The organism is Shinella sp. HY16 (assembly GCF_028534175.1).
Lineage (GTDB): Bacteria > Pseudomonadota > Alphaproteobacteria > Rhizobiales > Rhizobiaceae > Shinella.
This window is the reverse complement of record NZ_JAHYXL010000001.1, coordinates 3,941,237-3,967,560: the sequence shown is the minus strand read 5'-3', so window position 1 is coordinate 3,967,560 and position 26,324 is coordinate 3,941,237. Positions and strand designations below refer to the sequence as shown.

27 protein-coding genes and 1 tRNA gene are annotated in these 26,324 nt (G+C 65.5%); 15 read left to right on the top strand and 13 right to left on the bottom strand.

Going from position 1 to position 26,324, the window contains the following annotated elements:
* Positions 1-232: 232 nt before the first annotated feature.
* The 5 genes from K0P03_RS19420 (at position 233) to pyrC (ending at position 5,153) form a co-directional block, all read left to right on the top strand.
* The gene (locus K0P03_RS19420; RefSeq protein ID WP_272790367.1) at positions 233-1,255 is read left to right on the top strand and encodes a sugar ABC transporter substrate-binding protein; all 1,023 of its coding nucleotides are present in this window, start codon (positions 233-235) and stop codon (positions 1,253-1,255) included.
* Positions 1,256-1,514: 259 nt separating this feature from the next.
* Complete coding sequence (locus K0P03_RS19415) at positions 1,515-2,597, top strand: ABC transporter permease (RefSeq protein ID WP_023512746.1); 1,083 nt, start codon at positions 1,515-1,517, stop codon at positions 2,595-2,597.
* A complete protein-coding gene (locus K0P03_RS19410) occupies positions 2,597-3,376 on the top strand; it encodes an ATP-binding cassette domain-containing protein (protein WP_023512747.1) in 780 nt (259 codons plus the stop codon). Before K0P03_RS19415 ends, K0P03_RS19410 begins: the two co-directional genes overlap by 1 nt.
* Positions 3,373-3,996 (top strand): nucleoside triphosphate hydrolase, encoded by a 624-nt coding sequence (locus K0P03_RS19405; RefSeq protein ID WP_050742738.1) that lies wholly within the window; start codon positions 3,373-3,375, stop codon positions 3,994-3,996. The genes K0P03_RS19410 and K0P03_RS19405 overlap by 4 nt, the downstream gene beginning before the upstream one ends.
* A gap of 116 nt (positions 3,997-4,112) precedes the next feature.
* Positions 4,113-5,153 carry a dihydroorotase gene (gene pyrC / locus K0P03_RS19400; RefSeq protein ID WP_272790366.1) on the top strand — a complete coding sequence of 347 codons (1,041 nt, stop codon included), beginning with the start codon at positions 4,113-4,115 and terminating at the stop codon, positions 5,151-5,153.
* A gap of 55 nt (positions 5,154-5,208) precedes the next feature.
* Here pyrC and K0P03_RS19395 read toward each other — a convergent pair whose 3' ends face one another.
* On the bottom strand, positions 5,209-5,970 hold the full coding sequence (locus K0P03_RS19395; protein ID WP_050742740.1) for a Crp/Fnr family transcriptional regulator: 762 nt from the start codon (positions 5,968-5,970) through the stop codon (positions 5,209-5,211).
* Between the two features lie 186 nt (positions 5,971-6,156).
* On the opposite strand from K0P03_RS19395, the gene K0P03_RS19390 reads away from it, so the two are divergent.
* Positions 6,157-6,555: a hypothetical protein gene (locus K0P03_RS19390; RefSeq protein WP_024270056.1), complete on the top strand. Its 399-nt coding sequence runs from the start codon at positions 6,157-6,159 to the stop codon at positions 6,553-6,555.
* Here K0P03_RS19390 and K0P03_RS19385 read toward each other — a convergent pair.
* Complete coding sequence (locus tag K0P03_RS19385; RefSeq protein WP_024270055.1) at positions 6,546-6,995, bottom strand: DoxX family protein; 450 nt, start codon at positions 6,993-6,995, stop codon at positions 6,546-6,548. The genes K0P03_RS19390 and K0P03_RS19385 overlap by 10 nt on opposite strands.
* A gap of 179 nt (positions 6,996-7,174) precedes the next feature.
* On the opposite strand from K0P03_RS19385, the gene K0P03_RS19380 reads away from it, so the two are divergent.
* Entirely contained in the window at positions 7,175-7,477 is a 303-nt protein-coding gene (locus tag K0P03_RS19380) for a SelT/SelW/SelH family protein (protein WP_272790365.1), read from the top strand.
* Positions 7,478-7,529: 52 nt separating this feature from the next.
* Here K0P03_RS19380 and K0P03_RS19375 read toward each other — a convergent pair whose 3' ends face one another.
* Positions 7,530-7,925 carry a BA14K family protein gene (locus K0P03_RS19375; RefSeq protein WP_023513980.1) on the bottom strand — a complete coding sequence of 132 codons (396 nt, stop codon included), beginning with the start codon at positions 7,923-7,925 and terminating at the stop codon, positions 7,530-7,532.
* 128 nt (positions 7,926-8,053) lie between these two features.
* Between K0P03_RS19375 and K0P03_RS19370 the strand changes: the two genes are divergently transcribed.
* The 4 genes from K0P03_RS19370 to gdhA all read left to right on the top strand — a co-directional run bounded on the left by K0P03_RS19370 (position 8,054) and on the right by gdhA (position 12,490).
* Positions 8,054-9,484 (top strand): phosphomannomutase, encoded by a 1,431-nt coding sequence (locus K0P03_RS19370; RefSeq protein ID WP_272790364.1) that lies wholly within the window; start codon positions 8,054-8,056, stop codon positions 9,482-9,484.
* 136 nt (positions 9,485-9,620) lie between these two features.
* A tRNA-Leu gene (locus K0P03_RS19365) sits at positions 9,621-9,707 on the top strand.
* Positions 9,708-9,893: 186 nt separating this feature from the next.
* Positions 9,894-11,045, top strand: coding sequence for an HPP family protein (locus tag K0P03_RS19360; protein ID WP_272790505.1), 1,152 nt, complete (start codon positions 9,894-9,896; stop codon positions 11,043-11,045).
* An 89-nt stretch (positions 11,046-11,134) separates the two neighbouring features.
* Positions 11,135-12,490 carry an NADP-specific glutamate dehydrogenase gene (gene gdhA, locus K0P03_RS19355; RefSeq protein ID WP_023514799.1) on the top strand — a complete coding sequence of 452 codons (1,356 nt, stop codon included), beginning with the start codon at positions 11,135-11,137 and terminating at the stop codon, positions 12,488-12,490.
* Between the two features lie 17 nt (positions 12,491-12,507).
* On the opposite strand, the gene K0P03_RS19350 is transcribed toward gdhA, so the two are convergent.
* Both K0P03_RS19350 and rnk read right to left on the bottom strand, forming a co-directional pair.
* Complete coding sequence (locus K0P03_RS19350) at positions 12,508-13,014, bottom strand: hypothetical protein (protein WP_053190725.1); 507 nt, start codon at positions 13,012-13,014, stop codon at positions 12,508-12,510.
* 179 nt (positions 13,015-13,193) lie between these two features.
* On the bottom strand, positions 13,194-13,619 hold the full coding sequence (gene rnk / locus K0P03_RS19345; protein ID WP_023513088.1) for a nucleoside diphosphate kinase regulator: 426 nt from the start codon (positions 13,617-13,619) through the stop codon (positions 13,194-13,196).
* Positions 13,620-13,978: 359 nt separating this feature from the next.
* On the opposite strand from rnk, the gene K0P03_RS19340 reads away from it, so the two are divergent.
* The 4 genes from K0P03_RS19340 (at position 13,979) to K0P03_RS19325 (ending at position 16,989) form a co-directional block, all read left to right on the top strand.
* The gene (locus K0P03_RS19340; protein WP_272790363.1) at positions 13,979-14,614 is read left to right on the top strand and encodes a carbonic anhydrase; all 636 of its coding nucleotides are present in this window, start codon (positions 13,979-13,981) and stop codon (positions 14,612-14,614) included.
* Entirely contained in the window at positions 14,586-14,933 is a 348-nt protein-coding gene (locus K0P03_RS19335) for a DUF488 domain-containing protein (protein ID WP_023513086.1), read from the top strand. The genes K0P03_RS19340 and K0P03_RS19335 overlap by 29 nt, the downstream gene beginning before the upstream one ends.
* Positions 14,934-15,051: 118 nt before the next feature.
* Positions 15,052-16,218, top strand: a complete 1,167-nt coding sequence (gene metB / locus K0P03_RS19330) for a cystathionine gamma-synthase (RefSeq protein ID WP_272790362.1) — start codon at positions 15,052-15,054, stop codon at positions 16,216-16,218.
* Between the two features lie 57 nt (positions 16,219-16,275).
* On the top strand, positions 16,276-16,989 hold the full coding sequence (locus K0P03_RS19325) for a 5-formyltetrahydrofolate cyclo-ligase (protein ID WP_272790361.1): 714 nt from the start codon (positions 16,276-16,278) through the stop codon (positions 16,987-16,989).
* Here K0P03_RS19325 and K0P03_RS19320 read toward each other — a convergent pair.
* The 8 genes from K0P03_RS19320 to K0P03_RS19285 form a co-directional block, all read right to left on the bottom strand.
* Positions 16,953-18,230 carry a CynX/NimT family MFS transporter gene (locus K0P03_RS19320; protein ID WP_050742748.1) on the bottom strand — a complete coding sequence of 426 codons (1,278 nt, stop codon included), beginning with the start codon at positions 18,228-18,230 and terminating at the stop codon, positions 16,953-16,955. The genes K0P03_RS19325 and K0P03_RS19320 overlap by 37 nt on opposite strands.
* A complete protein-coding gene (locus tag K0P03_RS19315) occupies positions 18,227-18,904 on the bottom strand; it encodes a FadR/GntR family transcriptional regulator (RefSeq protein WP_272790360.1) in 678 nt (225 codons plus the stop codon). The genes K0P03_RS19320 and K0P03_RS19315 overlap by 4 nt, the downstream gene beginning before the upstream one ends.
* A gap of 117 nt (positions 18,905-19,021) precedes the next feature.
* Positions 19,022-20,827: an aminopeptidase P family protein gene (locus tag K0P03_RS19310; protein WP_272790359.1), complete on the bottom strand. Its 1,806-nt coding sequence runs from the start codon at positions 20,825-20,827 to the stop codon at positions 19,022-19,024.
* 33 nt (positions 20,828-20,860) lie between these two features.
* A complete protein-coding gene (locus K0P03_RS19305) occupies positions 20,861-21,856 on the bottom strand; it encodes an ABC transporter ATP-binding protein (RefSeq protein ID WP_130517965.1) in 996 nt (331 codons plus the stop codon).
* On the bottom strand, positions 21,853-22,857 hold the full coding sequence (locus K0P03_RS19300) for an ABC transporter ATP-binding protein (protein ID WP_272790358.1): 1,005 nt from the start codon (positions 22,855-22,857) through the stop codon (positions 21,853-21,855). The genes K0P03_RS19305 and K0P03_RS19300 overlap by 4 nt, the downstream gene beginning before the upstream one ends.
* Before the next feature lies 1 nt (position 22,858).
* Entirely contained in the window at positions 22,859-23,725 is an 867-nt protein-coding gene (locus K0P03_RS19295) for an ABC transporter permease (protein ID WP_050742752.1), read from the bottom strand.
* Positions 23,722-24,663, bottom strand: a complete 942-nt coding sequence (locus K0P03_RS19290; protein WP_050742753.1) for an ABC transporter permease — start codon at positions 24,661-24,663, stop codon at positions 23,722-23,724. The genes K0P03_RS19295 and K0P03_RS19290 overlap by 4 nt, the downstream gene beginning before the upstream one ends.
* An 81-nt stretch (positions 24,664-24,744) precedes the next feature.
* On the bottom strand, positions 24,745-26,322 hold the full coding sequence (locus tag K0P03_RS19285; RefSeq protein ID WP_272790357.1) for an ABC transporter substrate-binding protein: 1,578 nt from the start codon (positions 26,320-26,322) through the stop codon (positions 24,745-24,747).
* Positions 26,323-26,324: the final 2 nt, after the last annotated feature.

The following is a 26,324-nucleotide window of genomic DNA, read 5'->3' as shown; positions in this document are numbered from 1 at the left end:
GGCGTTCCGCTCTTCCACCGGAAACGCACAGCGGGGCTTTTCGCCCGATCTTTCCTGCAGCATGCCACAACGAATTAATAATTCAATTCGATTTATTTATTGACAGCCATTTCTTTTGGTGTTCTCTTGAGGACGGAAGCGAGGATCGGCCGGCAGAAGACCTGCCCGCCCACCCTGCGACCGGATCGCCCCAGGAGAGGGGCGCATCCCGTTTCGTCCTTGGGAGGATACCATGAAGAAAACCATCATTTCCGCCGCTCTCGGCGCGCTTGCACTCGGCGTCGCCTTCTCCTCGCCGGCAGCCGCCGAAACCACGGCCTGCCTGATCACCAAGACCGACACCAATCCCTTCTTCGTCAAGATGAAGGAAGGCGCGGAAGCCAAGGCCAAGGAACTCGGCGTGACGCTGAAGGCCTATGCCGGCAAGATCGACGGCGACTCGGAAAGCCAGGTTGCGGCCATCGAGACCTGCATTGCCGACGGCGCAAAGGGCATCCTGATCGCGGCCTCGGACACGAAGGGCATCGTTCCCTCCGTGCAGAAGGCGCGTGAGGCAGGCCTGCTCGTCATCGCGCTCGACACGCCGCTCGAGCCACTCGACAGCGCCGACATGACGTTTGCCACCGACAACCTGCTCGCCGGCGAACTGATCGGAAAATGGGCTGCCGCCACGCTCGGCGACGCCGCAAAGGACGCAAAGATCGCCTTCCTGAACCTCACGCCGTCGCAGCCTTCGGTCGATGTGCTGCGTAACCAGGGCTTCATGAAGGGCTTCGGCATCGACGTGAAGGACATTTCCAAGATCGGCGACGAGGACGATGCCCGCATCGTCGGCCATGACGTGACCAACGGCAACGAGGAAGGCGGCCGCACCGCCATGGAAAACCTTCTCCAGAAGGATCCGTCCATCAATGTCGTGCACACGATCAACGAACCGGCCGCTGCCGGCGCCTATGAAGCGCTGAAGGCCGTTGGCAAGGAAGAGGACGTGCTGATCGTTTCCGTCGACGGCGGTTGCCCGGGCGTGCAGAACGTCGCAGACGGCGTCATCGGCGCGACCTCGCAGCAGTACCCGCTGATGATGGCCGCCCTCGGCATCGAGGCCATCAAAAAGTTTGCCGACACCGGCGAAAAGCCGAAGGCGACCGAAGGCAAGGACTTCTTCGACACGGGCGTGACGCTCGTCACCGACAAGCCGGCAGCAGGCGTCGAATCCATCGACACCAAGGCCGGCAAGGACAAGTGCTGGGGCTAAGGCCCCCGCCGGCCCGGCTTGACCGGGCCGGCTTTCCGCTACGGACGCGGTCTGGGTCGCGGGAAATACCGACCCTGCTTTGACAACAGCAACAAGACATGGGCACCTTTCTTCCCGGGCGACGGCACGAGCCGGTTCACCTTGGGGAGGAGACCGCCCGCAGATGGCGGCAGGTGCGCGAAGCGCGCCCTGCCGATGCGTCCACGCACCATTTCATCCGGCACGCCGCGACGGTCGGCACCGGAAGGGGAGGAAAATCATGAGTGAGACATCGACGGCCTCACAGCCTTCGCAGGAATTCGAGAAGGTGCTATCCGGCAGCGCGACGCAGGTCGCCTCCTTCGATACGCACGACAAGACACCCATCCAGAAATTCCAGCATTTCCTGCACGGCAGCCCCTCCGCGGTGCCGCTGATCGTGCTCGTGATCTCGGTCGCGGTGTTCGGCGCGGTGCTCGGCGGCAAGTTCTTCTCCGCCTTCACGATGACGCTGATCCTTCAACAGGTGGCGATCGTCGGCATCGTCGGCGCGGCGCAGACGCTGGTGATCCTCACCGCCGGCATCGATCTTTCGGTCGGCGCGATCATGGTGCTCTCCTCCGTCGTGATGGGCCAGTTCACCTTCCGCTACGGCCTGCCGCCCTCGCTTGCCGTGCTCTGCGGCCTCGCCTGCGGTGCCCTCTGCGGTTACATCAACGGCCTGCTGGTCGCCCGCATGAAGCTGCCGCCTTTCATTGTCACGCTCGGCATGTGGCAGATCATCCTCGCCTCGAATTTCCTCTATTCGGCCAACGAGACGATCCGCTCGCAGGATATTTCCTCGCAGGCGCCGCTCCTCCAGTTCTTCGGCAACAACATCAAGCTCGGCAGTGCCGTCTTCACCTACGGCGTCATCGCCATGGTGCTACTGGTGGCGCTGCTCTGGTACGTCTTGAACCACACCGCCTGGGGCCGCCATGTCTACGCGGTCGGCGACGACCCCGACGCGGCGGAGCTCGCCGGCGTCAATGTCAAGCGCATGCTGGTCTCGGTCTATACGCTGTCCGGCCTCATCTGCGCGCTGGCTGGCTGGGCCCTCATCGGCCGCATCGGCTCGGTCTCTCCGACCGCCGGCCAGTTCGCCAACATCGAATCGATCACGGCCGTTGTCATCGGCGGCCTCTCGCTCTTCGGCGGACGCGGCTCGATCCTCGGCATGATCTTCGGGGCGCTCATCGTCGGCGTCTTCTCGCTCGGCCTTCGCCTCATCGGCACGGACCCGCAATGGACCTATCTCCTGATCGGCGTCCTCATCATCTCGGCTGTCGCAATCGACCAGTGGATCAGAAAGGTAGCAGGCTGATGGCACTCGAACCCATTCTCACCGCCCGCGGTCTCGTCAAGCGCTACGGCCGCGTCACCGCCCTCGACCATGCCGATTTCGATCTCTATCCCGGCGAGATCCTTGCGGTGATCGGCGACAACGGCGCCGGCAAGTCCTCGATGATCAAGGCGATCTCCGGCGCCGTCACGCCGGACGAGGGCGAAATCCGCCTCGAAGGCAAACCGGTGCATTTCCGCTCGCCGATCGAGGCCCGCGGCGCCGGCATCGAAACGGTCTACCAGAACCTCGCGCTTTCCCCAGCCCTCTCGATCGCCGACAACATGTTCCTCGGCCGCGAGATCCGCAAACCGGGCGTCATGGGCCAATGGTTCCGCAAGCTTGACCGCACGGCGATGGAGAAGTTCGCCCGCGACAAGCTTTCGGAGCTCGGGCTGATGACCATCCAGAACATCAACCAGGCGGTGGAGACGCTTTCGGGCGGCCAGCGCCAGGGCGTCGCGGTGGCGCGCGCTGCCGCCTTCGGCTCGAAGGTCATCATCCTCGACGAGCCGACGGCGGCGCTCGGCGTCAAAGAAAGCCGGCGCGTGCTGGAACTCATCCTGGACGTCCGCCGTCGTGGCATTCCGATCGTGCTGATCTCGCACAACATGCCGCATGTCTTCGAGGTGGCGGACCGCATCCACATCCACCGGCTCGGCCGGCGGCTCACGGTCATCAACCCGAAGGACTACACCATGTCCGACGCCGTCGCCTTCATGACCGGTGCCAAGCTGCCTGCGGAGGCCATCGCGGCATGACAACGGTCGAAACGATCGTGGACGACCTTCTGCGGCGCGCTGAAAACGCGCGCCGCTTCCTGCTCGGCATTGCCGGTCCGCCGGGTGCCGGAAAGTCGACGCTGGTCGAAGCCGTCAAGGAGCGGCTTCTCGCCCGCGGCGAGACGGCAGAGATCCTGCCGATGGATGGCTTTCATATGGACAATGGCATTCTTTCCGAACGCGGCCTCCTGCCGCGCAAGGGGGCGCCCGAAACCTTCGACGCCCGCGGCTTCATCGATATCGTCACAGCCCTGAAAAGAGCCGAGGACGAGGTGCTCGTGCCGGTCTTCGACCGCACGCGCGAGATCGCCATCAACGCCGCCCGGGCCATTCCGGCCGAAACGCGCTTCGTGCTCGCCGAGGGCAACTATCTGCTGCTGACCGAAACGCCCTGGGATCGGCTGGAAGAAAAATTCGACTTCACCATCTTCGTCGGGCCGCCCTATGCGGTGCTGGAGGAGCGGCTGCGCCGGCGCTGGCTCGGCTACGACCTGCCGGAAGACGAAATCCAGCGCAAGCTCTACGGCAACGACCTGCCGAACGGAAAGCGCATCCTTGAAAATTCCCGCCCGGCGGACCTCACCATCGACATCTTCTGAAACGATTGTCGTTCCGCTCCACGGATGCTATCGCAGCCGCCAGAGAAATCCCGGCAGGAATGCGAGAGCGTTTCACATCCGGGATCGCTGCAAAGCCAAGGGCGGGAGCTACGCCGATGACCACAGAACTCACCATCCGCCGGCCGGACGACTGGCATCTGCACCTGCGCGACGGCGCCATGCTCGAAGGCGTGATCGGCGACACCAGCCGCCATTTCGCCCGCGCGATCATCATGCCGAACCTCGTGCCGCCGGTCGTCACCACCGCGGATGCGAGCGCCTATCGCGACCGCATCCTCGCCGCCCTTCCGAAGGGCGACCGGTTCGAACCGCTGATGACGCTCTACCTCACCGAGCACACCGACCCCGACGACGTCGAAGCCGGCTACAGGAGCGGCCTGATCCGTGCCGTCAAACTCTATCCGGCCGGCGCGACGACCAATTCGCATGGCGGCGTGCGCGACATGGACAAGGCCATGCCCGTCCTGGAGCGCATGGCGAAGATCGGTCTGACGCTCTGCGTGCACGGCGAGGTGACGACGCCCGAAGTCGACATCTTCGACCGCGAGGCCGTTTTCATCGAGACCGTGCTTGATCCGCTGCGCACGCGCCTGCCGGAACTGCGTGTCACCATGGAGCATGTCACGACGAAAAACGGCGTTGACTATATCAAGGCCGCGAAGGCAAACCTTGCCGGCTCGATCACCACGCACCACCTGATCATCAACCGCAACGCCATCCTCGTCGGCGGCATCAAGCCGCATTACTACTGCCTGCCCGTCGCAAAACGCGAGGAGCACCGGCTGGCGCTGCGCAAGGCCGCGACGTCGGGCGACAAGCGCTTCTTCCTCGGCACCGATTCGGCGCCGCATGTCGATCCGCTGAAGGAGTGCGCCTGCGGCTGTGCCGGCATCTACACCTCGATCAACACGATGAGCTGCCTTGCCCACGTCTTCGAGGAGGACGGCGCACTCCCCATGCTCGAAGCCTTCGCCTCGCTGAACGGTCCCGCCTGGTATGGCCTGCCGGTCAACGAGGAGACGATCCGCCTCGTCAAGCGTGCGGAGCCGGTGGCTTTCCCGGCAAAGATCGAAACGGGCGCCGGGACTGTAACGGTGTTCGACCCGATGTTCCCGCTGCACTGGGACGTCGCCTGAACGGTTCAAAAGGTCGAAGCGGTTCTGCCAGCCGGAACCGCACCGGTCAAAAAGATCAGATGAAGGGGCGGGCCTGCTTGTTCAGTCCCTCCCAGCCGGCCAGCGCCAGAAGACCGTCGCCGTCAAGGATTTCGCAGCCCTTGTCCTGCCAGCGCATCAGCTTGCGGTCGGCGAGCTTGCGCAACGTCTTGTTGGTGTGAACGAGCGAGAGGCCGAGCGTATCGGCGACATGCTGCTGGGTGATCGGAATGACCCGCCGCCCACCGTTGACGCCGGCAGAATGGGCGCGCTGGTGGATGAAGGAGAGCAGATAGGCCGTGCGCTCCAGCGCCGAGCGACGGCCGATGCTGAGCAAGTGCTCGTCAAGGATGCGCTCCTCATGCGCCGCGATCCAGGTGAGATCATAGGCGAGTGACGCGTGACGCTCGAACAGCCGCTCCAGCTTGGAGCGCTCGAAGACGCAGAGCGTCACCGGCGTGAGCGCCTCGACGGAATGATCCATCTCGCCCATCAGGCTTCCCTGCAGGCCGATGAGATCGCCGGGCAGGAGATAGTTCATGATCTGCCGGCGCCCGTCCGGCAAAAGCTTGTAGCGGAAGGCCCAACCTGAAAGCACGGTGAAGAGATGGGCGCTGTGCATGCCCTCGACGAGGATCGTGGCGCCGCGCTCGCTGGAAAGCTCGCCGCTCTTGAATTGCGAGACGAAGTCCAGCTCCTTTGCCGAAAAGTCCCGGAAAGTCGAAAGAGCGCGCAGGGGACATTGCTGACAGGGCGTGCGCCATCTGGATTGCTGATTGACCGCCGTACCACCCGACATTACGCCTCCGCCGCGTTTGATCCTGCCCAAACCCGCGGGCTGGCCCGGAAAACGCGGCGCGTGCGCCGTTGTTCCATCGCACGGGTGCTATGTCTTTTTTAAATGACACTCCCGGGGGGCAAGCCCAAAGTCCGCCTCCCGAACCGCCCCCTCCGGCGGTATCACATGGACGAGGAGTGCGGCGCCATGAACCATTCACTTCCGCACATCTTGATCGCCGAACGCGAATTCCTGATTGCGCTCGACGCGGAATATCTGATCAAGGCGGCATTGAACTGCCGGACCACCCTTCTGCGGCCGGAGCAGCTCGACCAGTGGGATACGACGGCGCTGGCCGATGTCGATCTCTGCCTGCTCGACATACCGCTGGATGCCACGCTGATCACGGAGCGTATCGAACGGCTCGTTGCCAAGGGCGTTCCGCTGCTCTTCACGACCGTCGGTGACATCCATCGCGATGGCGTCGAGGGTTTTGAGGTGATTCCCGTCGTCATGAAGCCGCATGACGCCGAAACGCTGGTCGTCAATGTCAGGAAACGGCTGCGGCCGAGGCCGCAACCATCACAGGAGACGGATCAGAACTGACGGCCAAGTTTGGCATCGACCGAATGGGCGTTGGCCCCGCGGATCACGAAATAGAACATGATCAGCGTCCAGAGGATCGATTTTTCCGCGCCCATCAGGCCCTCGGCCTGCACGATGCCGTGGAAGTAGACGGTGACGGCGAGCACGATCATTGCCGCGAAGGCGGCAGGACGTGTGAACAGGCCGATCGCGATCAGGATTCCGCCGAAGAATTCGGTCGCGGCGAGCAGCGGCGACCAGAAGGCGCCGGGATAAAAGCCGAGGCTTTCCACCATGCCGCTGGCACCGAAGGGATTGAGGATCTTTCCATAGCCGTGCGTCACGAGAAGCACGCCGGCGGCAACGCGCAGGATCGTTTCCGCGCTTTCGCCGAGCGCGGCATAGATGCTGCCGAGCGAGGGAATGATAAGGCGGGAGCGGGTGGTGGCAAGCTCTGTCATAGGGTCTCCGGTTGATCTGTTGCGGTGCACCACGTCTCCTCCAGGAATCCGGCTGCGACAAGATGTCCGCCAACAAAACATGATAAATTGAGTTGACAATTCTGTGAGGGGACCGCGAGTGGGCGCGTGCCAAGAGGACGCCGCTGCTATATGCTTTTCGCATCGATCAGGAGGTGACCATGACCGGGGAAAAGCCGCGCGTTTCCATTCTCTACTGTACCCAGTGCAACTGGCTGCTGCGCGCCGGCTGGATGGCGCAGGAGCTGCTTTCGACCTTTTCCGATGGACTCGGCGAGGTGGCGCTCATTCCCGGCACCGGCGGCAATTTCGAGATCCGCGTCGGCGAGACCCTGGTCTGGGAGCGCAAGCGCGATGGCGGCTTTCCCGGGCCGAAGGAGCTGAAACAGCGCGTGCGCGACATTATCGAGCCGGGCCGTGACCTTGGCCACACGGACCGTGTCACGGGCAGCGGTCAGGGCTGAAACGAAAACGGCGGGCCGAAGCCCGCCGTCCGTGTGACGATCCCCGCCGTGCTCAGCGATAAGGCGAGTAGCACAGACGGTAGACACCGCCGCCGGCATGGTAACGGTTGGTGTAGGGGTCGTAGGTGCGATAGCGATTGGCGCACCAGTTCACATGCGCCCGGCGCCCGCCATAGTAGCGCGGCCGCTCGTAGCGTGGTCGTTCATAGCGCGGCCGATAGTAACGGCGCTCGTAACCGCCGTAATAGGGCTCATAGTGGCGGCGATAGTAACGGCGGTCGCAGCCGTCGCCATAGCAGAATTCCACCTGTGCCTTGGTGACGTCGCTTTTCGTCTCCACCTTCATGTCCGGCACGGCAAGCGGAACGGCCTGCGCCGCCCCGATGGGCGCGATCGCGGAGGCAATCCCCATCGCGCAACCGAAAACAAGATTTCGAATCTTCGACATGTGATCCTCACTGTTCTGGCGGGATTTTTCCCTGACACGTCCCTGCTTTGCATTACGTTCACGCATTTTGTTTTATTCATGTCGCATCCTCCGCAGGATCGGACCGCAAGAAGACATGAGGTGACTGCATGAGCCTGAAATTCGGAACCAGCGGCCTGCGCGGCCTTTCCGCGGATCTCGAAGGGCCGGCCACAGCACTGTATGCCACCGCCTTCGCCCGCCACCTTCTGGCCGCCGGAATCGCCCGGCAGGGCGACGAGATCCTGATCGGCCGTGATTTCCGCGCCTCCAGCCCCGCCATCTCGGCCATCGCCATCGCCGCCCTCGGCAAGGCCGGCTTCTCCCCGCGCGACTGCGGCACGCTACCGACGCCAGCGCTCGCCCTGCTCGGCCTTGCCCGCAAGGCGGCCTGCCTGATGGTGACGGGCTCCCACATTCCCGCCGACCGCAACGGCATCAAGTTCTACCGGCCGGACGGCGAGATCGACAAGGCGGACGAGGCCGCCATCACCGCGGCCGCCGAAACGATTCGCGCCGAGGGGCTCACCTTCGACGCCGCAAGGGAGACCGCCGACGATCTTCATGAGGCCGCGATGGCCCTCTATACCGCACGCAGCCGCACGCTGCTGCCCGAGCAGGCGCTTGCCGGCCTTCGCATCGGGGTCTACCAGCATTCGACGGTCGCACGCGATCTCTTCGTTTCGGTGCTTGCCCATTATGGCGCGGACGTCGTCGCGCTCGGCCGGTCGGAGAGCTTCATTCCCGTCGACACGGAGGCGGTTTCCGCCGAGACGATCGGCCTCCTGCAAGGCTGGGCGGGGGAGCACGGGCTCGCCGCCATCATTTCCGCAGATGGCGATGGGGACCGGCCGCTTGTCACCGACGAGACCGGAACGCCGCTGCGCGGCGACCTCGTCGGCCTCATCGCCTGTCGCTTCCTCGGCGCGACTGCCGTTGCGACACCGGTCACCTCCAATTCTGGAATCGAGGCCGCAGTTTCCGGCACGGTGCTGCGCACCCGGGTCGGCTCGCCCTTCGTGATCGCCGCCATGAACGAGGCGGTCCTGGCCGGGAAAGCCGCTGTCGCCGGCTTCGAGGCCAATGGCGGCACGCTGACGGCAACGCCCTTTGCCGTGAACGGCCACATGCTCAGTGCGCTGCCCACCCGCGACAGCCTGATGCCGGTTCTCGCCGTGCTCGCCCTCGCGGCAGGGCAAAGCCGGCCGCTCTCCGAAATCGCCGCCGGCTTTGCCCTGCCGGCCGCGGCCAGCGACCGGCTGGAAAACATGCCGGTGGAGGCCAGCGCCGCCCTGATGGCGGAACTGCGCGCGGGCGCCGGCCCGCTTGCTGCCTTCCTCGCGCCGATCGGCGTGCCGGCAGCGGTAAGCGACATCGACGGGCTGCGCGTCACTTTGGAGGACGGCAGCGTCATCCACTTCCGCCCCTCCGGCAACGCGCCGGAAATGCGCTGCTATGTCGAAGCGGAGAGCGAAGCCGCCGCCGCACGGCTGCTTGCAGCCGGGCTGGAACGGATCCGCGCCTGGGTCACGAACCACTGAGCATTTCGCCTGTCCGGACGTTCTCCACGAAACCGTCGAGGCCATTTGTGGAAAAGACAGTTTTTGCCAAGCTGTTGCGAAAACTTCAAAAAGCCTGTTGACACCAGCGAGCGGTCCTTCTACATGCCTCTCCGTCGCCCAGATGGCGGAATTGGTAGACGCGCCAGCTTCAGGTGCTGGTACTCGAAAGGGTGTGGAGGTTCGAGTCCTCTTCTGGGCACCAAATTCCCATTCCGGATTTTCCGGAACATGCAAAAAAGCCCGGCTCTGCCGGGCTTTTTTGTTGCTCGCACCCGGCGCCGTTTCGCTTCCTTTCCGGCAAAACAGAATCTTCCGGTTGCGCCCTTGCGTCATGCGCGCGATAGGCACATAAGCCTGCAAAATAATCATCTGCCTTTTTAAGATCAGGATCATCGTGGCCCCGCCTCAACACGATGCCCAAAAACCGGGCAACCTGTCCAAATTTCGGCTGTTCGCACCGATTCTTGCCGGCGCCACCCTCAAGGAGCGCCTGATCGGTTGCGTTGGAGCCCTGGTCGGCATCTGCCTCACCGGCCTCGTCTGCGGCTTCGTGATGGGCCAGGACCCGCATCTGCCCCTGATCGTCGCGCCCATCGGCGCCTCCGCGGTTCTGCTCTTCGCCGTGCCTGCCAGCCCCCTCGCCCAACCCTGGTCGATCGTCGGCGGCAACACGATTTCCGCCTTTGTCGGCGTCACCGTGACCACACTGGTCAGGGATCCGGCCATCGCCATCGGCCTTGCCGTGGCATTGGCGATCCTCGCCATGTCGCTGACCCGCTCGCTGCACCCGCCGGGCGGAGCGGCCGCGCTGACCGCCGTTATCGGCGGGGCGGCGGTCAGCCGGTCGGGCTTCTGGTTTCCGCTCGTGCCGATCGCGATCAACTCTTTGATCCTCGTAGCCCTCGGCATGATCTTCCACCGGCTGGCCGGGCGGCAATATCCACACCGCCAGACGATTGCGCCCGTCAACACGCACAAGACCGCCGATCCGCCCGCCGCCTTCCGCGTCGGCTTCAACAGCGAGGATATCGATACGGCGATCGCCAACCTCAACGAGACGCTGGATGTCAGCCGTGCCGACATCGACACGCTGCTGCGTCAGGTCGAGCTGCAGGCCTTGTTGCGCCAGCGCGGCGAGTTGAGCGCCGCCGACATCATGTCGCGCGATGTGGTGACGGTGACCCGTGATGCCACGGCCGACGAGGCCCGCAGCCTCCTGCTCGACCACGACATCCGCACGCTGCCCGTGCTCGACGCCGACCGGCAGCTTCTCGGCACCGTGGGGCTGCGGGAACTGGCCGCCATGGCGCCGGACGCCCATCTGCCCATTTCCGAGGCGGCGACCGCCCGCCCGTCCGATCCGGCCATCGGCCTGCTGCCGCGGCTGACGGACGGCTCCATCCATGCCGTCGTCGTCGTGGACGACGAGCGCCATGTGGTGGGTATCATTTCCCAGACAGATCTTCTGGCCACACTCGCGAAAAGCCTCTCCCAGACCGGTCCCCCGGGCCTGATGGGCGGCCACGGGCAGGGCATCTGACCATGCCCGGACGATGTCAATCGGGCCTGCCGGCGCCAGACCGGCGGCCCTTCCAAGAAATGTGAGACCGAGACGAAAGGAGTGTCGCCATGGCGACCGTCGACGAAAAGCTTGAACCGATCCTTGCCCAGGTACTGCAGCGCAACCCTGCCGAACCGGAATTCCACCAGGCTGTGCGCGAGGTCCTGGAAAGCCTCGGGCTCGTCGTCTCCAAACATCCCGGCTACCTGACGGACGCGCTGATCGAGCGCATCTGCGAGCCGGAGCGCCAGATCATCTTCCGCGTACCGTGGGTCGACGACAAGGGTCAGGTACAGATCAACCGCGGCTTCCGCGTGCAGTTCAATTCGGCGCTGGGACCCTACAAGGGAGGCCTGCGCTTCCATCCCTCCGTCAATCTCGGCATCATCAAGTTCCTCGGCTTCGAGCAGATCTTCAAGAACGCGCTGACGGGCCTGCCCATCGGTGGCGGCAAGGGCGGCTCGGACTTCGACCCGAAGGGCCGCTCTGACGGCGAGATCATGCGCTTCTGCCAGTCCTTCATGACGGAACTCTACCGCCATCTCGGCGAGCACACAGACGTGCCGGCAGGCGATATCGGCGTCAGTGGCCGCGAGATCGGCTGGATGTTCGGCCAGTACAAGCGCCTGACCAACCGCTTCGAGGCCGGCGTCTTCACCGGCAAGGGCCTGAGCTACGGCGGCTCGCTGGTGCGCAAGGAGGCGACCGGTTACGGCGCGGTCTATTTCACCCGCGCCATGCTCTCCACCAAGGGCACCGATTTCGAAGGCAAGCGGGTCACCGTCTCGGGCTCGGGCAATGTGGCGATCTACGCTATGGAGCAGGCCATCAAATATGGCGCCAAGGTCGTCGCCTGCTCGGACAGCAGCGGCTACATTCTCGACGAGGAAGGCATCGACCTCGCACTGGTCAAGGAAATCAAGGAAGTGCGCCGCGAACGCCTGTCGGAATATGCCCGCGCCAAGACGACCGGCGTGCATTTCATCCCGGCCGGCAAGGGTTCGATCTGGGACGTGCCCTGCGACGTGGCGTTGCCCTGCGCCACCCAGAACGAACTGTCCGGCAAGGACGCCAAGACGCTGATCAAGAACGGCGTCATCGCCGTCGCCGAGGGCGCCAACATGCCCTCGACGCCGGAAGCCGTGCGGGCCTTCCAGGAATCGGGCGTGCTCTTCGGCCCCGGCAAGGCCGCGAATGCCGGCGGCGTTGCCACCTCGGCACTGGAAATGCAGCAGAATGCCAGCCGTGACAGCTGGAGCTTCGAGACGGCCCGCGAGCGCCTCGGCCAGATCATGCAGGGCATCCACGACCGCTGCGCCGAAACGGCGGAAGAATATGGCGCCAAGGGCAACTATGTGCTCGGCGCCAACATTGCCGGCTTCACGCGCGTCGCCGAAGCCATGCGCGCGCAGGGCGTGATCTGATCACCTCTCGCTGAATCTCAGGCAGCCGACGGCCCCGGACCCTGTCCGGGGCCGTTTTCGTTGGCGGGCGTGAAGGCGCGGTCGGCAAGGCCGCCGGCGATAACCCGGAAGGGCGATCGGACCGCCTCTGCCGGCGCCTCTGGCGCGAGGCCACCGGCTGCCGGCTGGAACAGCACCTTTTCCAGGACGATCCAGTCGCGCCGGCCTTCCGGCCGGTCGAAGGTCATCGCCTGGCCTTCGCGCAGGCCAAGCAGGGCAAGGCCATAGAAGGTCGTGATCGGCAGGAAGGCGCTGCCCGGCGCGTAGGTGCCCGGCAGACACAGCGTTCGGGTATCGGTGAGCCCGCTTTCGCAGCGGAACGTCACCCGCGCATCGATCATCGCGAGATCGGCGGGGATGCACCCGCCGGCAGGCAGGCACCCGCTTGCCAGCTTGCGGTTCAACAGCACCAGCCATTCCTCCGTCAGCGGCGGCCAGTCGCGCAGCATCTTTTCCAGCACATATCCATCTCTTGCCGTGAGCATAGCGGGATTCCGTCCCATAACCATTCTCCATCCTGCCTGCGCGAGCGCGCGGCTTGAAAACCCGTGGTGGAGAAGCCCCCTGGCCGCAGCCGCGGCACAGGGGGTCACGATCCTGCGACGAGGCAGCCTCCGATGCGCCCGGACTGGAGGAAGGACAGGAATTTCAAGGCAGAATATCCTCAGGAGGCCTCGGCCGCATCCGGCACCGCGACATGCACGGCGATGATGCTGAGGCGCCGCACCTTTCCGTCGCGTGCCGCCCATTCGATCGACTGGCCGGCCGAAAGGCCGAGCAAAGCAGCACCGACCGGCGTCAGCACGGAAATGCGATGGCGGGAAATATCGGCGTCCTTCGGAAAGACCAGCTCGGCGGTCTGCGGCGGTTCATCGTCGATACGGAACTCGGCAACCGAGCCCATGCGAATGATGCCGGGCGCCATGCGGGCGTCATCGACGACTTTAGCGCGGTCGAGCTCGGCGGCAAGCTGTTCGGCCGCATGCGGGTCGCGCTCGGCCAGCATGTCGGCAAGGTTCGACAGGCGCGCATGTTCGGAGCGGGCAATGGTGATGGCAGGCGGGCGGATGGCCTTGGTCTTGGCGGTCATTGAAACCTCGCGGCACGGGTCTTCGCGGCCCGGCGGGCACGCGGAAAGTCGAAGATCTAGGGGGAATGTCGCGCTTTCCGGTGCGGTTTTCGTGCAGAAACGAAACCGCTATTGCCCCACGGCCGGGGCGCGACGCGACCAAGCCGAGGGGCTAGTGTCCTGCGAGAGGAAACAACCGTTTCAAGAACCGGGCGATGGATTGCGTCGTGGTCATGCCACCATGATGGCTTGAGGGCGCGGAGAAAGTCAAGCCGGGCCACGACGGCGCGGCCGAACGCCGCCCCTGCGACGGTCTGCCGGTTTGACAGAAGTCAGGTCCGGGCGGAGAACGCACCATCCCCACAAGCCGGAGCCACGTCATGATCGAGGACCTTTTCGCCAGGAACAAAGTCTGGTCCGCCGAGCGCAAGGCTGAGAAGGCCGATTATTTCGACCGCCTCGCCAACCTTCAGCAGCCGGACTATCTGTGGATCGGCTGTTCCGACAGCCGCGTGCCGGCCAATGTGATCGCCGGGCTGGAACCGGGCGAGGTCTTCGTGCACCGCAACGTCGCCAACCTCATCCATCCGGCCGACCTCAACATGCTCTCCGTGGTCGAATATGCCGTGCACCAGCTTGGAGTGAAGCACATCATCATCTGCGGGCACTATGGCTGTGGCGGCATCCGCGCTGCCGTCAGCGGCGAGCGTTTCGGCCTGATCGACCATTGGCTTCAACCGATCCGCGATGTGGCGGACCGGCGTTTCGAATGCCGGGAATGTGCGCCCTGGAGCGATGCCGACCTCGACCGGCTCTGCGAGGCCTCGGTCGCTGCGCAGGTGGAGCGGCTGGCCCGCACGCCCACCCTCCAGACGGCCTGGCAGGCCGGCCGTGCGGTTTCCATCCACGGCTGGGTCTACGGCTTGAAGGACGGGCTGCTTTCTGATCTCAAATGTACGATTGGCAGTGGCCAGAGAGGCAAAACCCATGCCGGTGGAGACCAAACGCATCTATGACGACCCCGAACCCACGGACGGGACACGCATCCTCGTCGACCGGCTCTGGCCGCGCGGCCTTTCCAAGGAAAAGGCCGGTTTCGACCTCTGGATGAAGGATGCGGCGCCCTCCACGGCGCTGCGCAAATGGTTCGATCACAAGCCGGAGCGCTGGCCGGAATTCCAGGCGCGCTACCGGGAGGAACTGCAGGGCAACCCGGCGCTGGAGGATCTGCGCGAGCGCGTTGCGGCTGGCACGGTCACGCTGCTTTACGGCTCGCGCAACCGTGAATTCAACCATGCGGCCGTGCTTGCCGACATTTTGCAGAACGGGATCTAAGGTTCCGCACTGCCCGGCAATGACTGCAAAATTGTTGCTGGCTGACTGCAAGAGAATTCATTTGTCAGAGACCGGTGGGCTGGCCATTTTCTTCTCGTAACACGAGGAGCAGGCATCGATGCCCGAGCGAACGGCGATCGAAATTCAACCGGAAACCATTGCCGCGGCGCATGGGGTGGCAAGCGATACCGCCTTCGGCGCGGTGGCACCGCCGCTCTACCTTTCCACTACCTACGAGTTTGCGGATTTCGACACCCCGCGCGCCTATGACTACGGCCGCGTCGGCAATCCGACGCGCGATCTGCTGGCGGATGCGATCAGCAAGCTGGAGGGCGGAGCCGGCGCGGTGATGGCGCCGAGCGGCATGGCCGCCGTCGATCTTCTCGTCGGGCGACTTCCCTCCGGCAGCCTGGTCCTTGCGCCGCACGACTGCTACGGCGGCACGATGCGCCTGCTCAAGGCGCGCGCCACGCTCGGCCACCTCTCGCTGCGGCTGGTCGACCAGTCGGATCTCAACGCCTTCAAGGTGTCGCTCTGGGACCATCCGGCGCTGGTGCTGATCGAGAGCCCGAGCAACCCGCTGATGCGGGTGGTGGATATCGCCGCCCTCTCCGCGCTGGCGAAGGCCGCCGGTGCGCGCGTCGCCGTCGACAACACCTTCCTCTCGCCCGCCCTGCAAAAACCGCTGTCGCTCGGCGCCGACTATGTGCTGCATTCGACGACGAAGTTCCTCAACGGTCATTCGGACGTCATTGCCGGGACGGTGATCGCCGCCGATGCGGAGGATGCCCGCGCCCTGAAGCACTGGGCCAACGTAACCGGCGCGACGGCCGCGCCCTTCGATTCCTGGCTGACGCTGCGCGGGCTCCGGACCCTCTTTGCCCGCATGGCCGGGCAGGAGCGCAACGCCATGGCGATCGCCGAGCGGCTTTGCGCGCATCCTGCCGTTTCTCGGGTGCACTATCCGGGCCTTGCCGACCATCCCGACCATGCACTCGCCGCCCGCCAGCAGCAGGGGTTCGGCGCGATGATGAGCTTTGAGCTTGCCGGCGGCGCCCCGGCGGTACGGGCCTTCGTGAAGAGGGTGCGCTGCTTCACCTTTGCCGAATCGCTCGGCGGCGTCGAAAGCCTCGTCGCCCACCCCGCCACCATGACCCATGTCGATATGGGCGTGGAGGCGCGCGGCAAGGCGGGCATCGGCGACGGGCTGCTCAGGCTTTCCGTCGGGCTCGAACATGTCGATGACCTGCTCACTGGGCTCGAGGCCGGCCTTTCAGGTTGCTGACGCGTTTTCATTCGCAATCGCTCGCGCACACTCTACACTGTCGAAAGGGAGGGCACGATGGAGGCCGATGACGACATTCCCGCGACTTTCGCCTCGCCGGCCTGCTTCATGCACGAAGTCGACCCGACCTATATGGGCCTGCCCGGCCCGCTCGACCGGCAGGCCTGGACGGACGTCAATCGCTGGCGCCGAAACGAACGCGAACGCCTGATCGCCGAGCGCCTCGCCGTGCCGGCCGAGCGGCGCGCGCAACAGGGCGAAGCCATCGCTGAAGGCATTCTCGCCGAGATCGGCGATGTCGAGGGACGCATCGTCAGCACCTACTGGCCCTTCCGCGGCGAGCCGGACCTGCGGCCGCTGCTTGCCGAGGTCGCAAGACGCGGCGGGCGCACGGCGCTGCCCGTCGTCGTCGAGAAGGCGAGGCCGCTGGAATTCCATCTCTGGCAGGCAGGCGATCCGCTTTCCCGTGGCGTCTGGAACATCCCGATACCGGCCGAGCAGAACCGCGTCCTGCCCGATATCGTGCTTTCGCCCGTCGTCGGCTACGATGCCGCCTGCTACCGGCTCGGCTATGGTGGCGGCTTCTTCGACCGGACACTGGCGGCCATGCCGGCACGGCCGCGCGTCATCGGTCTCGGCTACAGCGCGGCACGACTTCCAACGATCTATCCGCAGCTGCACGACATTCCGATGGACCTGATCGTGACGGAAACCGGCATCGTGCGCCCCGGGCCTCAGGCGGGCGTTTCCACCGTGCGTGCATTGACATAGAGCGCCCGGCCGGCAAACCAGCCGTTGACCGCCGCGCCGAGGCCGAGCAGCACGAAGAGCACGGCACTCCAGGCAAAGCTGCCGGTCCAGCTGCGGATGAGGCCGACGACCAGTGGGCCGATGGCGGCAAGCAGATAGCCGACGCATTGCGCCATGCCGGACAGATGCGCCGCCACATGCGGATCGCGCGTGCGCAGCACGATGACGGTGAGCGCCACCGCGATCAGCCCGCCCTGCCCGATGCCCTGCAGCACCGCCCAGACCCAGACCGTGGACAGCGGCGCGAAAAGCAGGCCGAGAAGGGCGACGACGGCGAAGCCGCAAAGCACGACGTTGATCAGCCGCTGATCCTTGCCGCGCACGGCGATATGCGGCGCGACGAGGCAGGACGCGGCCTGCACCATGACGGAGACGGACACGATGGCCCCGGCGGTGACGCCATCGAGCCCGCGCTCGCGCAGGATCGGCACCAGCCAGCCGAAGACACAATAGGCGAGCGCCGATTGCAGCCCCATGAAGAGGGTGACCTGCCAGGCGAGCCTGTCGCGCCACAGCCCCTCGACCCGGAAGCCCGAGCGCTTGACTTGCGAGCGCGTCGCCAGCACCTGCGGCAGCCACAGGAAGCCGACGATGAGCGCCGGCAGCGCCCAGACCGCAAGTGCCCCGTCGAGCGAACCGCCCAGCGCGTGCTCGATCGGCAAGGTCAGGCCGGCAGCGCTCGCCGCGCCGGCGCAGAGCGCCATCGTGTACCAGCCGGTCATCAGCGCCGCCTTGTCGGGAAAATCGCGCTTGACGAGGCCCGGCAGCAGCACGTTGCCGACTGCGATACAGGCACCGGCAAGCGCCGTGCCGAGGAAGAGCAGCGGAATCGAGGAGAGGCCGCGCAGCGCCGTGCCGAGCGCCAGCAGGAAGACGACGAGGAGCAGCGTGCGCTCCGTGCCGATGCGCTGGGCAAGGCGCGGCGCCAGCGGCGAGAACAGGCCGAGGCAGACGACCGGCAGCGTCGTCAGGAGGCTGGCACCCGTGGCCGAAAGGCCGAGCGTGTCACGGATTTCCGGCAACAGCGCCGAGGCGCTGGAAAAGACCGGCCGCAGGTTGAAGGCGATGAGCACGAGGCTGGCGCCGAGCAGGAAGCGCGTGACGGCGGCCTTCGGACGCTGCGGCTCGGGCGTCGGCACGCTGTCGGCTTCGGCATCGATCAAGTCGATCGAGCCGGGATCGTTCTTGGCAAGATAGGTCATGACATCAGCAACCGGTCGAGGGCGGAAAGGACGGGTGCCATGAAGCGGCGGACGGCGGCATCGGCAGCGTCCGGACTGCCGCTCTCGATGGCATCGACGATGGCGACATGCGCGGCCATGTCGGGTTCCGGCAACTCCTGGCCAAGGGTCGCGTCGATGGTTTCAGCAATCAGCGTCGAGAAGAAATCGTACATGCCGATCAGCACCACGTTCTGCGAGGCGGCGACCACGGCCTGATGGAAGGCGAAATCGCGCGCAATGAAACCGGCCTTGTCACCACTGCCGTAGTCGCCACGGGCGGCCAGCAGGGTCCGAAGTCCCACAATGACGGCCGGCGTGTGGCGCAGCGCCGCAAGCCGCGCGGCCTCCGCATCCAGCGCCAGCCGCGCCTCGAACTGGTCGCGTAGCCCCGCGCGCCGGGCCATACCGAGCGGGCGCACGCTATCGGCCGTCGAGAGCACATAAGTTCCCGAGCCCTGCCGGGTTTCGAGATACCCCTGCGAGACGAGCACGCGCACGGCCTCGCGCACCGTGCCGCGGCTGACGGAGAGCATGGCCGAGAGTGCCGCTTCGTTCGGCAGCTTCTCGCCCACCGTCCAGCGATGCTCCAGGATTTCGGTACGGATCGCCTCGACGGCGGTGTCGGCGAGATTGGTCTTGCTGAGGGCACGCATGGATTCAATCACAAAGTCATCAGATGACTTTGTGATTATCTCTCTTTCCTCGGGCCGTCAAAGGGAATCGGCCAGCCCATCTACGAGCCGGCCGATGATGCGTGGCAGATAAAATCCTTAGCCGGCTATAATGGGCGTTGTACGGGCCGCCAGCCAGTCGGCGACCTCCGGCTCCAGCAAGCCATCCATCGCCGCGGCGACCTCGGCGTGGTAGACATCGAGCCAATGGCGCTCGGCCTCCGTCAGGCTGCCGAGATCGGCAAGGCGCAGATCGATCGGCACCAGCGTCAGCGTCCGGAAACGAAGGAAACCGTCCGTATCGGCGACGACTTCCACCTGGTTTTCGATGCGGATGCCGTATTCGCCGGCCTTGTAGTAGCCGGGCTCGATCGTCGTCACCATGCCGGGGGCGAGCACGATCTCGTTGATGCGGCGGTCGAAGCGCTGCGGCTGCTCGTGAACCGAAAGGAAATGGCCGACACCGTGGCCAGTCCCATGGTCGTAGTCGAGACCGAGATCCCAGAGCGGGCGCCGGGCAAAAGCATCGACCTGATGACCGCAGGTGCCGACGGGGAATTTCAACGACATCATCGAGATGAAACCCTTCAGCACGGCGGTGTAGCTGCGCCGGACATCCTCGCCGACAGGCGCGAATGCGGTGGTGCGCGTGGCGTCTGTCGTGCCGGAAAGATACTGGCCGCCGGAATCGAGCAGATAGACACCCTTGGCGGAGATCGGCGCGCTGCTCACGGCGCTCGCCGCATAGTGGCACATGGCGGCATGGCCGGCGGCCGCCGAGATGGAGCGGAAGCTCGGCTCGACGAAGATCTCGGACATCTGCCGGAAGGCGAGGATGCGCTCTTCCGCCTCCAGCTCGGTTATCGGCCGGCCGCCCGCTTCACGCTCGACTGCATGCCGTTCCAGCCAGGCGAAGAAGCGGATCCAGGCCGCGCCATCGAGGCGGTGGCAGTCGCGGAAGCCGGCAAGCTCGACCGGGTTCTTGACCATCTTGGCGAGCGTGACGGGGCTGCGGGCAAGCCGCACCGTGCCGCCTGCCGACCGCACCGCATGGGCGACGGCCGATGGCGCGAAGGCCGGATCGAGCAGCAGGGTGCGGCCGGGCGCAGCGGCGCGAGCGCGCTCGATCAACGTTTCCGGCGCAGCCATGGTCACGCCATCGAGCTCGAAATCGGCAAGATCGTTCGGCAGCTTGCGGTGATCGACCAGCCATTCGGCCGTGCCCGCCCGGTCGAAGATCAGGAAGGACTGCGGCATGGGATTGAAGGCGACATCGCTGCCGCGCACGTTGAGGAACCAGGCAATGTTGTCCGGCTGGGTTTCGACGAGGAAGTCCGCGCCCTCCTTCGCCAGCATGGCGGCGATGCGCCCCTTCTTCTCAGCCACCGCCTCACCGGCATGGGAAAGCGGAAAGGCCATGATCTTGCCGAGCGGGCGTTCCGGCTGGTCGGCCCAGATCGCATCGACGAGATCGCCCGAGACCGGCACCCAGTGGCCGCCCGCGGCCTCGACGGAGATACGGCAATCCGCATCCCAGGTGGAGGGCAACAGCATGGCGTTGAAACCGACGCGCTCGCCGGAGCGCAGGTTCTTCGCCAGCCAGTCCTTCAACGGCGCATCGTAAAAATGCTCGATGGAGAACAGGCCCTGGTCGATCTCCTCGCGCACCTGCACCTGATAGCGACCATCCACGAAGATCGCCGCGCGGTCGCGCATGACGATGGCAACGCCCGCCGAGCCGGAAAAGCCGGTGACATGGGCAAGGCGATTGTCATGGGCGGCGCAATATTCGCCCTGGTGCTCGTCGAAGCGCGGAACGACATAGCCGTCGAGCCCTTCCTCCGCGAGTCTTGCGCGAAGGGCGGCGACGGGGCCGGCGGTCTGCGGCCGGGTTTTCGGGGTCATGGCAATGTCCTTGGATTGCAACGGAGAGGGATTTCAGGTGCCCGGCAGCGCGTCCGCGAAGTGGCAGGCCGCAAGGCCTGCACCGGCCGGCCGGAGCGCCGGCTTCTCACGCCGGCAGATCTCGCCGGCATGCGGGCAGCGCAGATGGAAGGGGCAGCCCGGCGGCACATTGAGCGGCGATGGCAATTCGCCGGCGATGGCAGGCTTGCGCCGGCGTTTTCCAGGATCGAGCGAGGGGGCGGCGGCAAGCAGCGCGCGGGAATAGGGATGCACGGGATTGGCGAAGAGCGGACCGGACGGGCCGATCTCGACGATGGCGCCGAGATAGATGACGGCGACGCGGTGCGAGACGTGGCGGACGAGCCGGAGGTCATGCGCGACGAAGAGCACTGTCAGGCCGAGCGTATCCTGCAGCTCCATCAGAAGGTTGACGACCTGCGCCTGGACGGAGACGTCGAGCGCGGAGACCAGCTCGTCGGCGACGAGGCAGGCGGGCTCCAGCGAAAGCGCGCGGGCAATGCCGATGCGCTGGCGCTGGCCGCCGGAAAACTCGTGCGGGTACTTGTCCGCCGCCCCCTCGGGCAGGCGCACGAGGTCCAGCAGCTCCTCGACACGCCGGCCGACCGCCGCGCCGCTGCGCATGCCGTGTACGGTGATCGCCTCCTCCAGCGTGTCGCGCACCGTCATGCGGGGATTGAGCGAGGTATAGGGGTCCTGGAACATCATCTGGACACGGCGGTTGTAGGCGCGCCGCTTTGCGCCCCGGAGGCCGACGACGCTTTCGCCCTCGAAGAGGATGTCGCCCGAGGTCGGCCGGTTGAGGCCGGCGATGCAGCGGGCGAGCGTGGACTTGCCGCACCCCGATTCGCCGACGATGCCGAGCGTCTCGCCGGGCATGACATCGAGCTCGACGCCGTTCAGCGCCGAGACGACCTTTCGCGGCCGGCGCGCGACGGTATCGGCGAGCGAGCGGGGTTTTGCGAATGTCATCGACAGATCGCGGATGGAGAGAAGTGGGGCAAGGCTCATTGGGCTGCCTCCCGTGCCGAGAAAAAGGCCGCGGCTTCGGGGAGCCGGTGGCAGGCGACGAGCCTCCCACCCGAAAGCACGGCAAGCGGGGGCCGGACATTCCGGCAATCAGGCCCGGCGACCGGGCAACGCGCCGTGAAGGCACAGCCCGCCGGCATGGCGGAGAGCGCAGGCGGCGCGCCGGGAATGGAATAGAGCGGCGTGCGCGGCGGCACGTCGCGCGGGATGGAGCGCAGGAGGCCGAGCGTATAGGGGTGTCGGGCGTCCCCGATCACCGCCGCCGTCTCGCCGGTCTCGCAAAGCCGTCCGCCATACATGACCGCGACGCGGTCGCAGGTCTCCGCCACCACCGCCATGTCATGGGTAACGAGGATCATCGCCATGCCGAGTTCCTCGGCGAGCGACTGGATAAGGCGAAGGATCTGGTCCTGGATCGTCACGTCGAGCGCCGTCGTCGGCTCGTCGGCAAGAAGCAGGCGCGGATTGGAGGCGAGCGCAATGGCGATCATCACCCGCTGGCGCATGCCGCCGGAAAATTCGTGCGGATAGTCGCCGAGCCGGCTGCGCGCGGCAGGAATACCGACCATGTCGAGCAATTCGACGGCGCGGGCCTTGCGGGCGCGGGCGTCGAGATCCGTATGGGCGACGAGGTTTTCCTCGATCTGCAGGCCGACCGTCAAAAGCGGGTTGAGCGAGGACATCGGCTCCTGGAAGATCATGGCGATCTCTCGCCCGCGCACGGCCCGCAGGCGCGTCTCGTCCAGTGCGGCAAGATCGCGGCCCTTCCAGAGGATTTCCCCGAAGACCCGGCCGCGGGGCTGCACGATGCCGAGGATCGAGCGCAGCGTGATGCTCTTGCCCGAGCCGGACTCGCCGACGAGGCCGAGGATCTCGCCTTCGCGGACCTCGAAGGAAACTCCATCGACGGCGACGAGGGGATGCGCGGCGGGACCGAATTCGGTGCGCAGGTTCCGCACCGCAAGAACGACCGGTTTTTCCATGTCAGCGTCCCTTCGGGCGAAGCAGGTCCGCCAGTGCATCGCCGAGCAGGCTGAAGCCGAGGCCGGTGACGACGATGGCGATGCCGGGCATGAGGCTCATCCACCAGGCGGTCATCAGGAAGTTGCGGCCCTCCGCAATCAGCACGCCCCATTCGGCGGCGGGCGGCTGGGCGCCGAGGCCGAGATAGCCGAGCGAAGAGCCGAGCAGGATGGCGAGCGCCATGTCGGTCATCCAGTAGACGATGACGGGGGAGATGGCGTTGGGCAAAAGATGGCGGAAGATGATGCGGGTATCGGAATAGCCGAGAACGCGGCCGGCGGCGGCATAGTCGTTCGCCTTCTGCGCCATGATCTCCGCCCGCGTCAGCCGGGCATAATAGACCCAGTTCACGGCAGTGATTGCCACATACATGTTGACGAGGCCGGGGCCGAGCACGGCGACGATGGCGATGACCAGAACGAGAAAGGGAAAGGTGATAATGGCATCGACACAGCGGCCGAAGATCATGTCCGCGACACCGCCGTAATAGCCGACGAAGGCGCCGACGGTGACCCCGATGAGAAGTGCGAAAATGGTGGCGAAGAAAGCCATCTGCATATCGACCGAATAGGCCCAGATGACGCGCGAGAGCATGTCGCGGCCGAAATTATCGGTGCCGAAGGGATGGGCAAGGCTCGGACCCTGCTGGATCGCGTTGAGATCGAAGGCCAGCGGGTCGTAGGGCGCAAGCACCCCGGGGAAGAGGGCGAGCGCCAGCGACAGGACGAGGATGGCAAAGCCGGTAACGAAGGCGGGCTTGGCGAAGGCGCGGGCAAGGAAGGCCTTGAGCCGCGAGGGTCTTGCCGCGGAAAGGGTGACGGTGCTCATGACTGGCGAAGCCTCGGATCGAGCCAGGACTGCACGACATCCGTCAGGAGGAAGACGACGGAGACGAGCACGGCGAAGGTGAGCGTCAGCCCCTGGATCAGCGGATAATCGCGCGCGAAGATCGCCTCCAGCATCAGCCGGCCGACGCCCGGTACGGCAAAGACCGTCTCGGTCACCAGCGTGCCGCTCATCAGGTTGCCGATGGAAAGGCCGAGCAGGGTCACGGTGGAAACCATGGCGTTGCGCAGCACATGGCGCGTCATGATGATGCGCGGGGAAAGACCCTTTGCGCGGGCGAACTGGACGTAGTCGGCATCCAGCACCTCGATCAGCGAGGCGCGCAGGTTTCGAAGGATGACCGCCGACGTGTAGAGCGCGACGGAAAGCGCCGGCAGGATGAGGTGGTAGAGATTGTCGAGGAAGCTCGTGCCGTAGCCGCCGACCGGAAAGAGGCGGAGCTTTGCGGCGAGCACCGTCAGCAGGAGGAGGCCGATATAGAAGACCGGCATCGACAGGCCCACCTGGAAGATGCTGCGGATCGCGATATCGGTCGCACCGTTGGCACGGGCGGCGGCAAGGAAGGCGAGCGGCCCGGCAAGACAGATGGCGAGCACGATGGAATAGAGCGCCAGGAAGATCGTCGTCGGCAGGCGGGCGAGGATGACCTCGGTGACCGGCGCCTTCAGCATGATCGAACGGCCGAGATCGCCCGTCAGCGTGTTCTTGACGAACACGCCGAACTGCACCGGCAACGGCTGGTCGAGACCGAGATTGCGGCGGATCTGCTCGATCTGCGCGTCGGTCGCCTTGGCCTCGGCCATGGCGATGGCCGGATCGCCCGGCAGGAGGCGCACGAGAAGGAAGATGAAGATCATCACCAGGAGGAAGGTGGGGATGATCTGCACCAGCCGCGCCAGAAGATAGGAAAGCGAAGGCATGGATGGAACCTCAATGCCACCTGCCGCAGGCAACAAGGCATACGGCAGGCAACGTTCGAGCTGGTGTCGTCGGGGCTGGCACTACTTGGCGCGCCAGGCCTCGGAGAAGTCGTTCGCACCGAGCGGGGTCTGCACATACCCCTCGATGGAGCGCGAGACGGCAACGGCGAAGGGCGTCTCGAAGAGGAAGAGCAGCGGCGCCTCCTGCGCATAAATCTCCTGCATGCGCTTGTATTCGCCCTTGCGCTTTTCCGGATCGATCTCGGAGTTCGATGCCTCGAAGAGCGTGTTGAATTCCGCATTGTTCCAGCCGGTGCCGACGGCCTGGCGCTGCTTGTAGTAGCCGAGCCAGCCGGTGACCTGCGCCGGGTCGTTCACGTCGTTGGCCCAGCCGTAGGTGTGGATATCGAAGGCGCCGGAGCGGTTCTTCTCGCCGCGCGTCGGGTTGTCGACCTGCTCGACGGTGAGATTGACGCCGAGCGGCGCCCACATCTGCTGGAGCGCGGTGAAGAGCGTGGCGTCGTCGGCGCTGCCGGCAAGCGTCGTCAGCTTCACCTCGAAGCCGCCGGAAAGGCCGGCTTCGCCGAGCAGGGCCTTTGCCTTCTCCGGATCATAGGGGTAGAGCGGCGCGGGGCCGTGGTGCAGCTGGGTCGCGGCCGACATCAGCGAGGTCATCGGCTTGCCGGTGTCGAAGGTGACGAGCTTGATCAGCACGTCCTTGTTCGTCGCATAGTTCAGCGCCTGGCGCACCTTCACGTCGGCCAGCGGGTTCTTCGCCCCGTCGGCGCGCGTCTCGCGCGTGTTGATCGGCGCATAGACGATGCGCGTCGAGGGGAACAGCTCCATCTTGAGGTTCGGATCGGCACCGAGCTCCCCGACGCGGGCGAAGGGGATGAACTCGGCCGCATCGACCTCGCCGGCCTGCAGCTTCAGGATACGCGTCGCGTCGTCGGGAATGACGGCGAAGGTGACCTCGTCGAGATAGGGCAGCGGCTTGCCGTCCTCGCCGGGGCGCCAATAGTTCGGGTTGCGGGCAAAGCTCATGCTGGCGCCCTGCACGCGGCTCTTCAGCATGAAGGGGCCCGACGTGACGGGGCCGCCCGCGAAGAAGGCCTGCGCCTTCTCCTGGTCCGTCGCGCCCGCCGCCTTCTCGAAGGCCGCTTTCGGCATGATGCCGGTGTTGAAGGTCGCAAGGATCGAGAGAATGGTCGGATCGGGCTGCTTCAGCGCGAGCGTGACGGTGTCGCCCTCGGCCGTCACGTTTTCAACCGAACCGAGCAAGCCGGCCCAAGGGCCGAGATCGGGATTGCGCGCCCGGTCGAGCGAGAAGATGACATCCTCTCCGGTGATCGGCGAGCCATCGGAGAACTTGAGGCCGGACCGCAGGGTCAGCGTGATCGCCTTTCCATCGGCGGAAACCGCGTGGCTTTCGGCAAGACCGGGCACGATGGAGCCGTCAGGACCGTTGCGCAGCAGCGTTTCGTAGAAGGCGTTGATCATCCACAGATCGGGATTCCGGTCGGCATAGACGGGGTCGATGATCGCCGAATCGTCATAACGGGCAAAGGCCATCGACCCGCCGCGCTCGATGGCGAGCGCCGAAGTCGCGGCGGCAAGGCCAAGGGCCGCGCCCAGGAAAAGTGGCAGCAAAGGCTTCATGT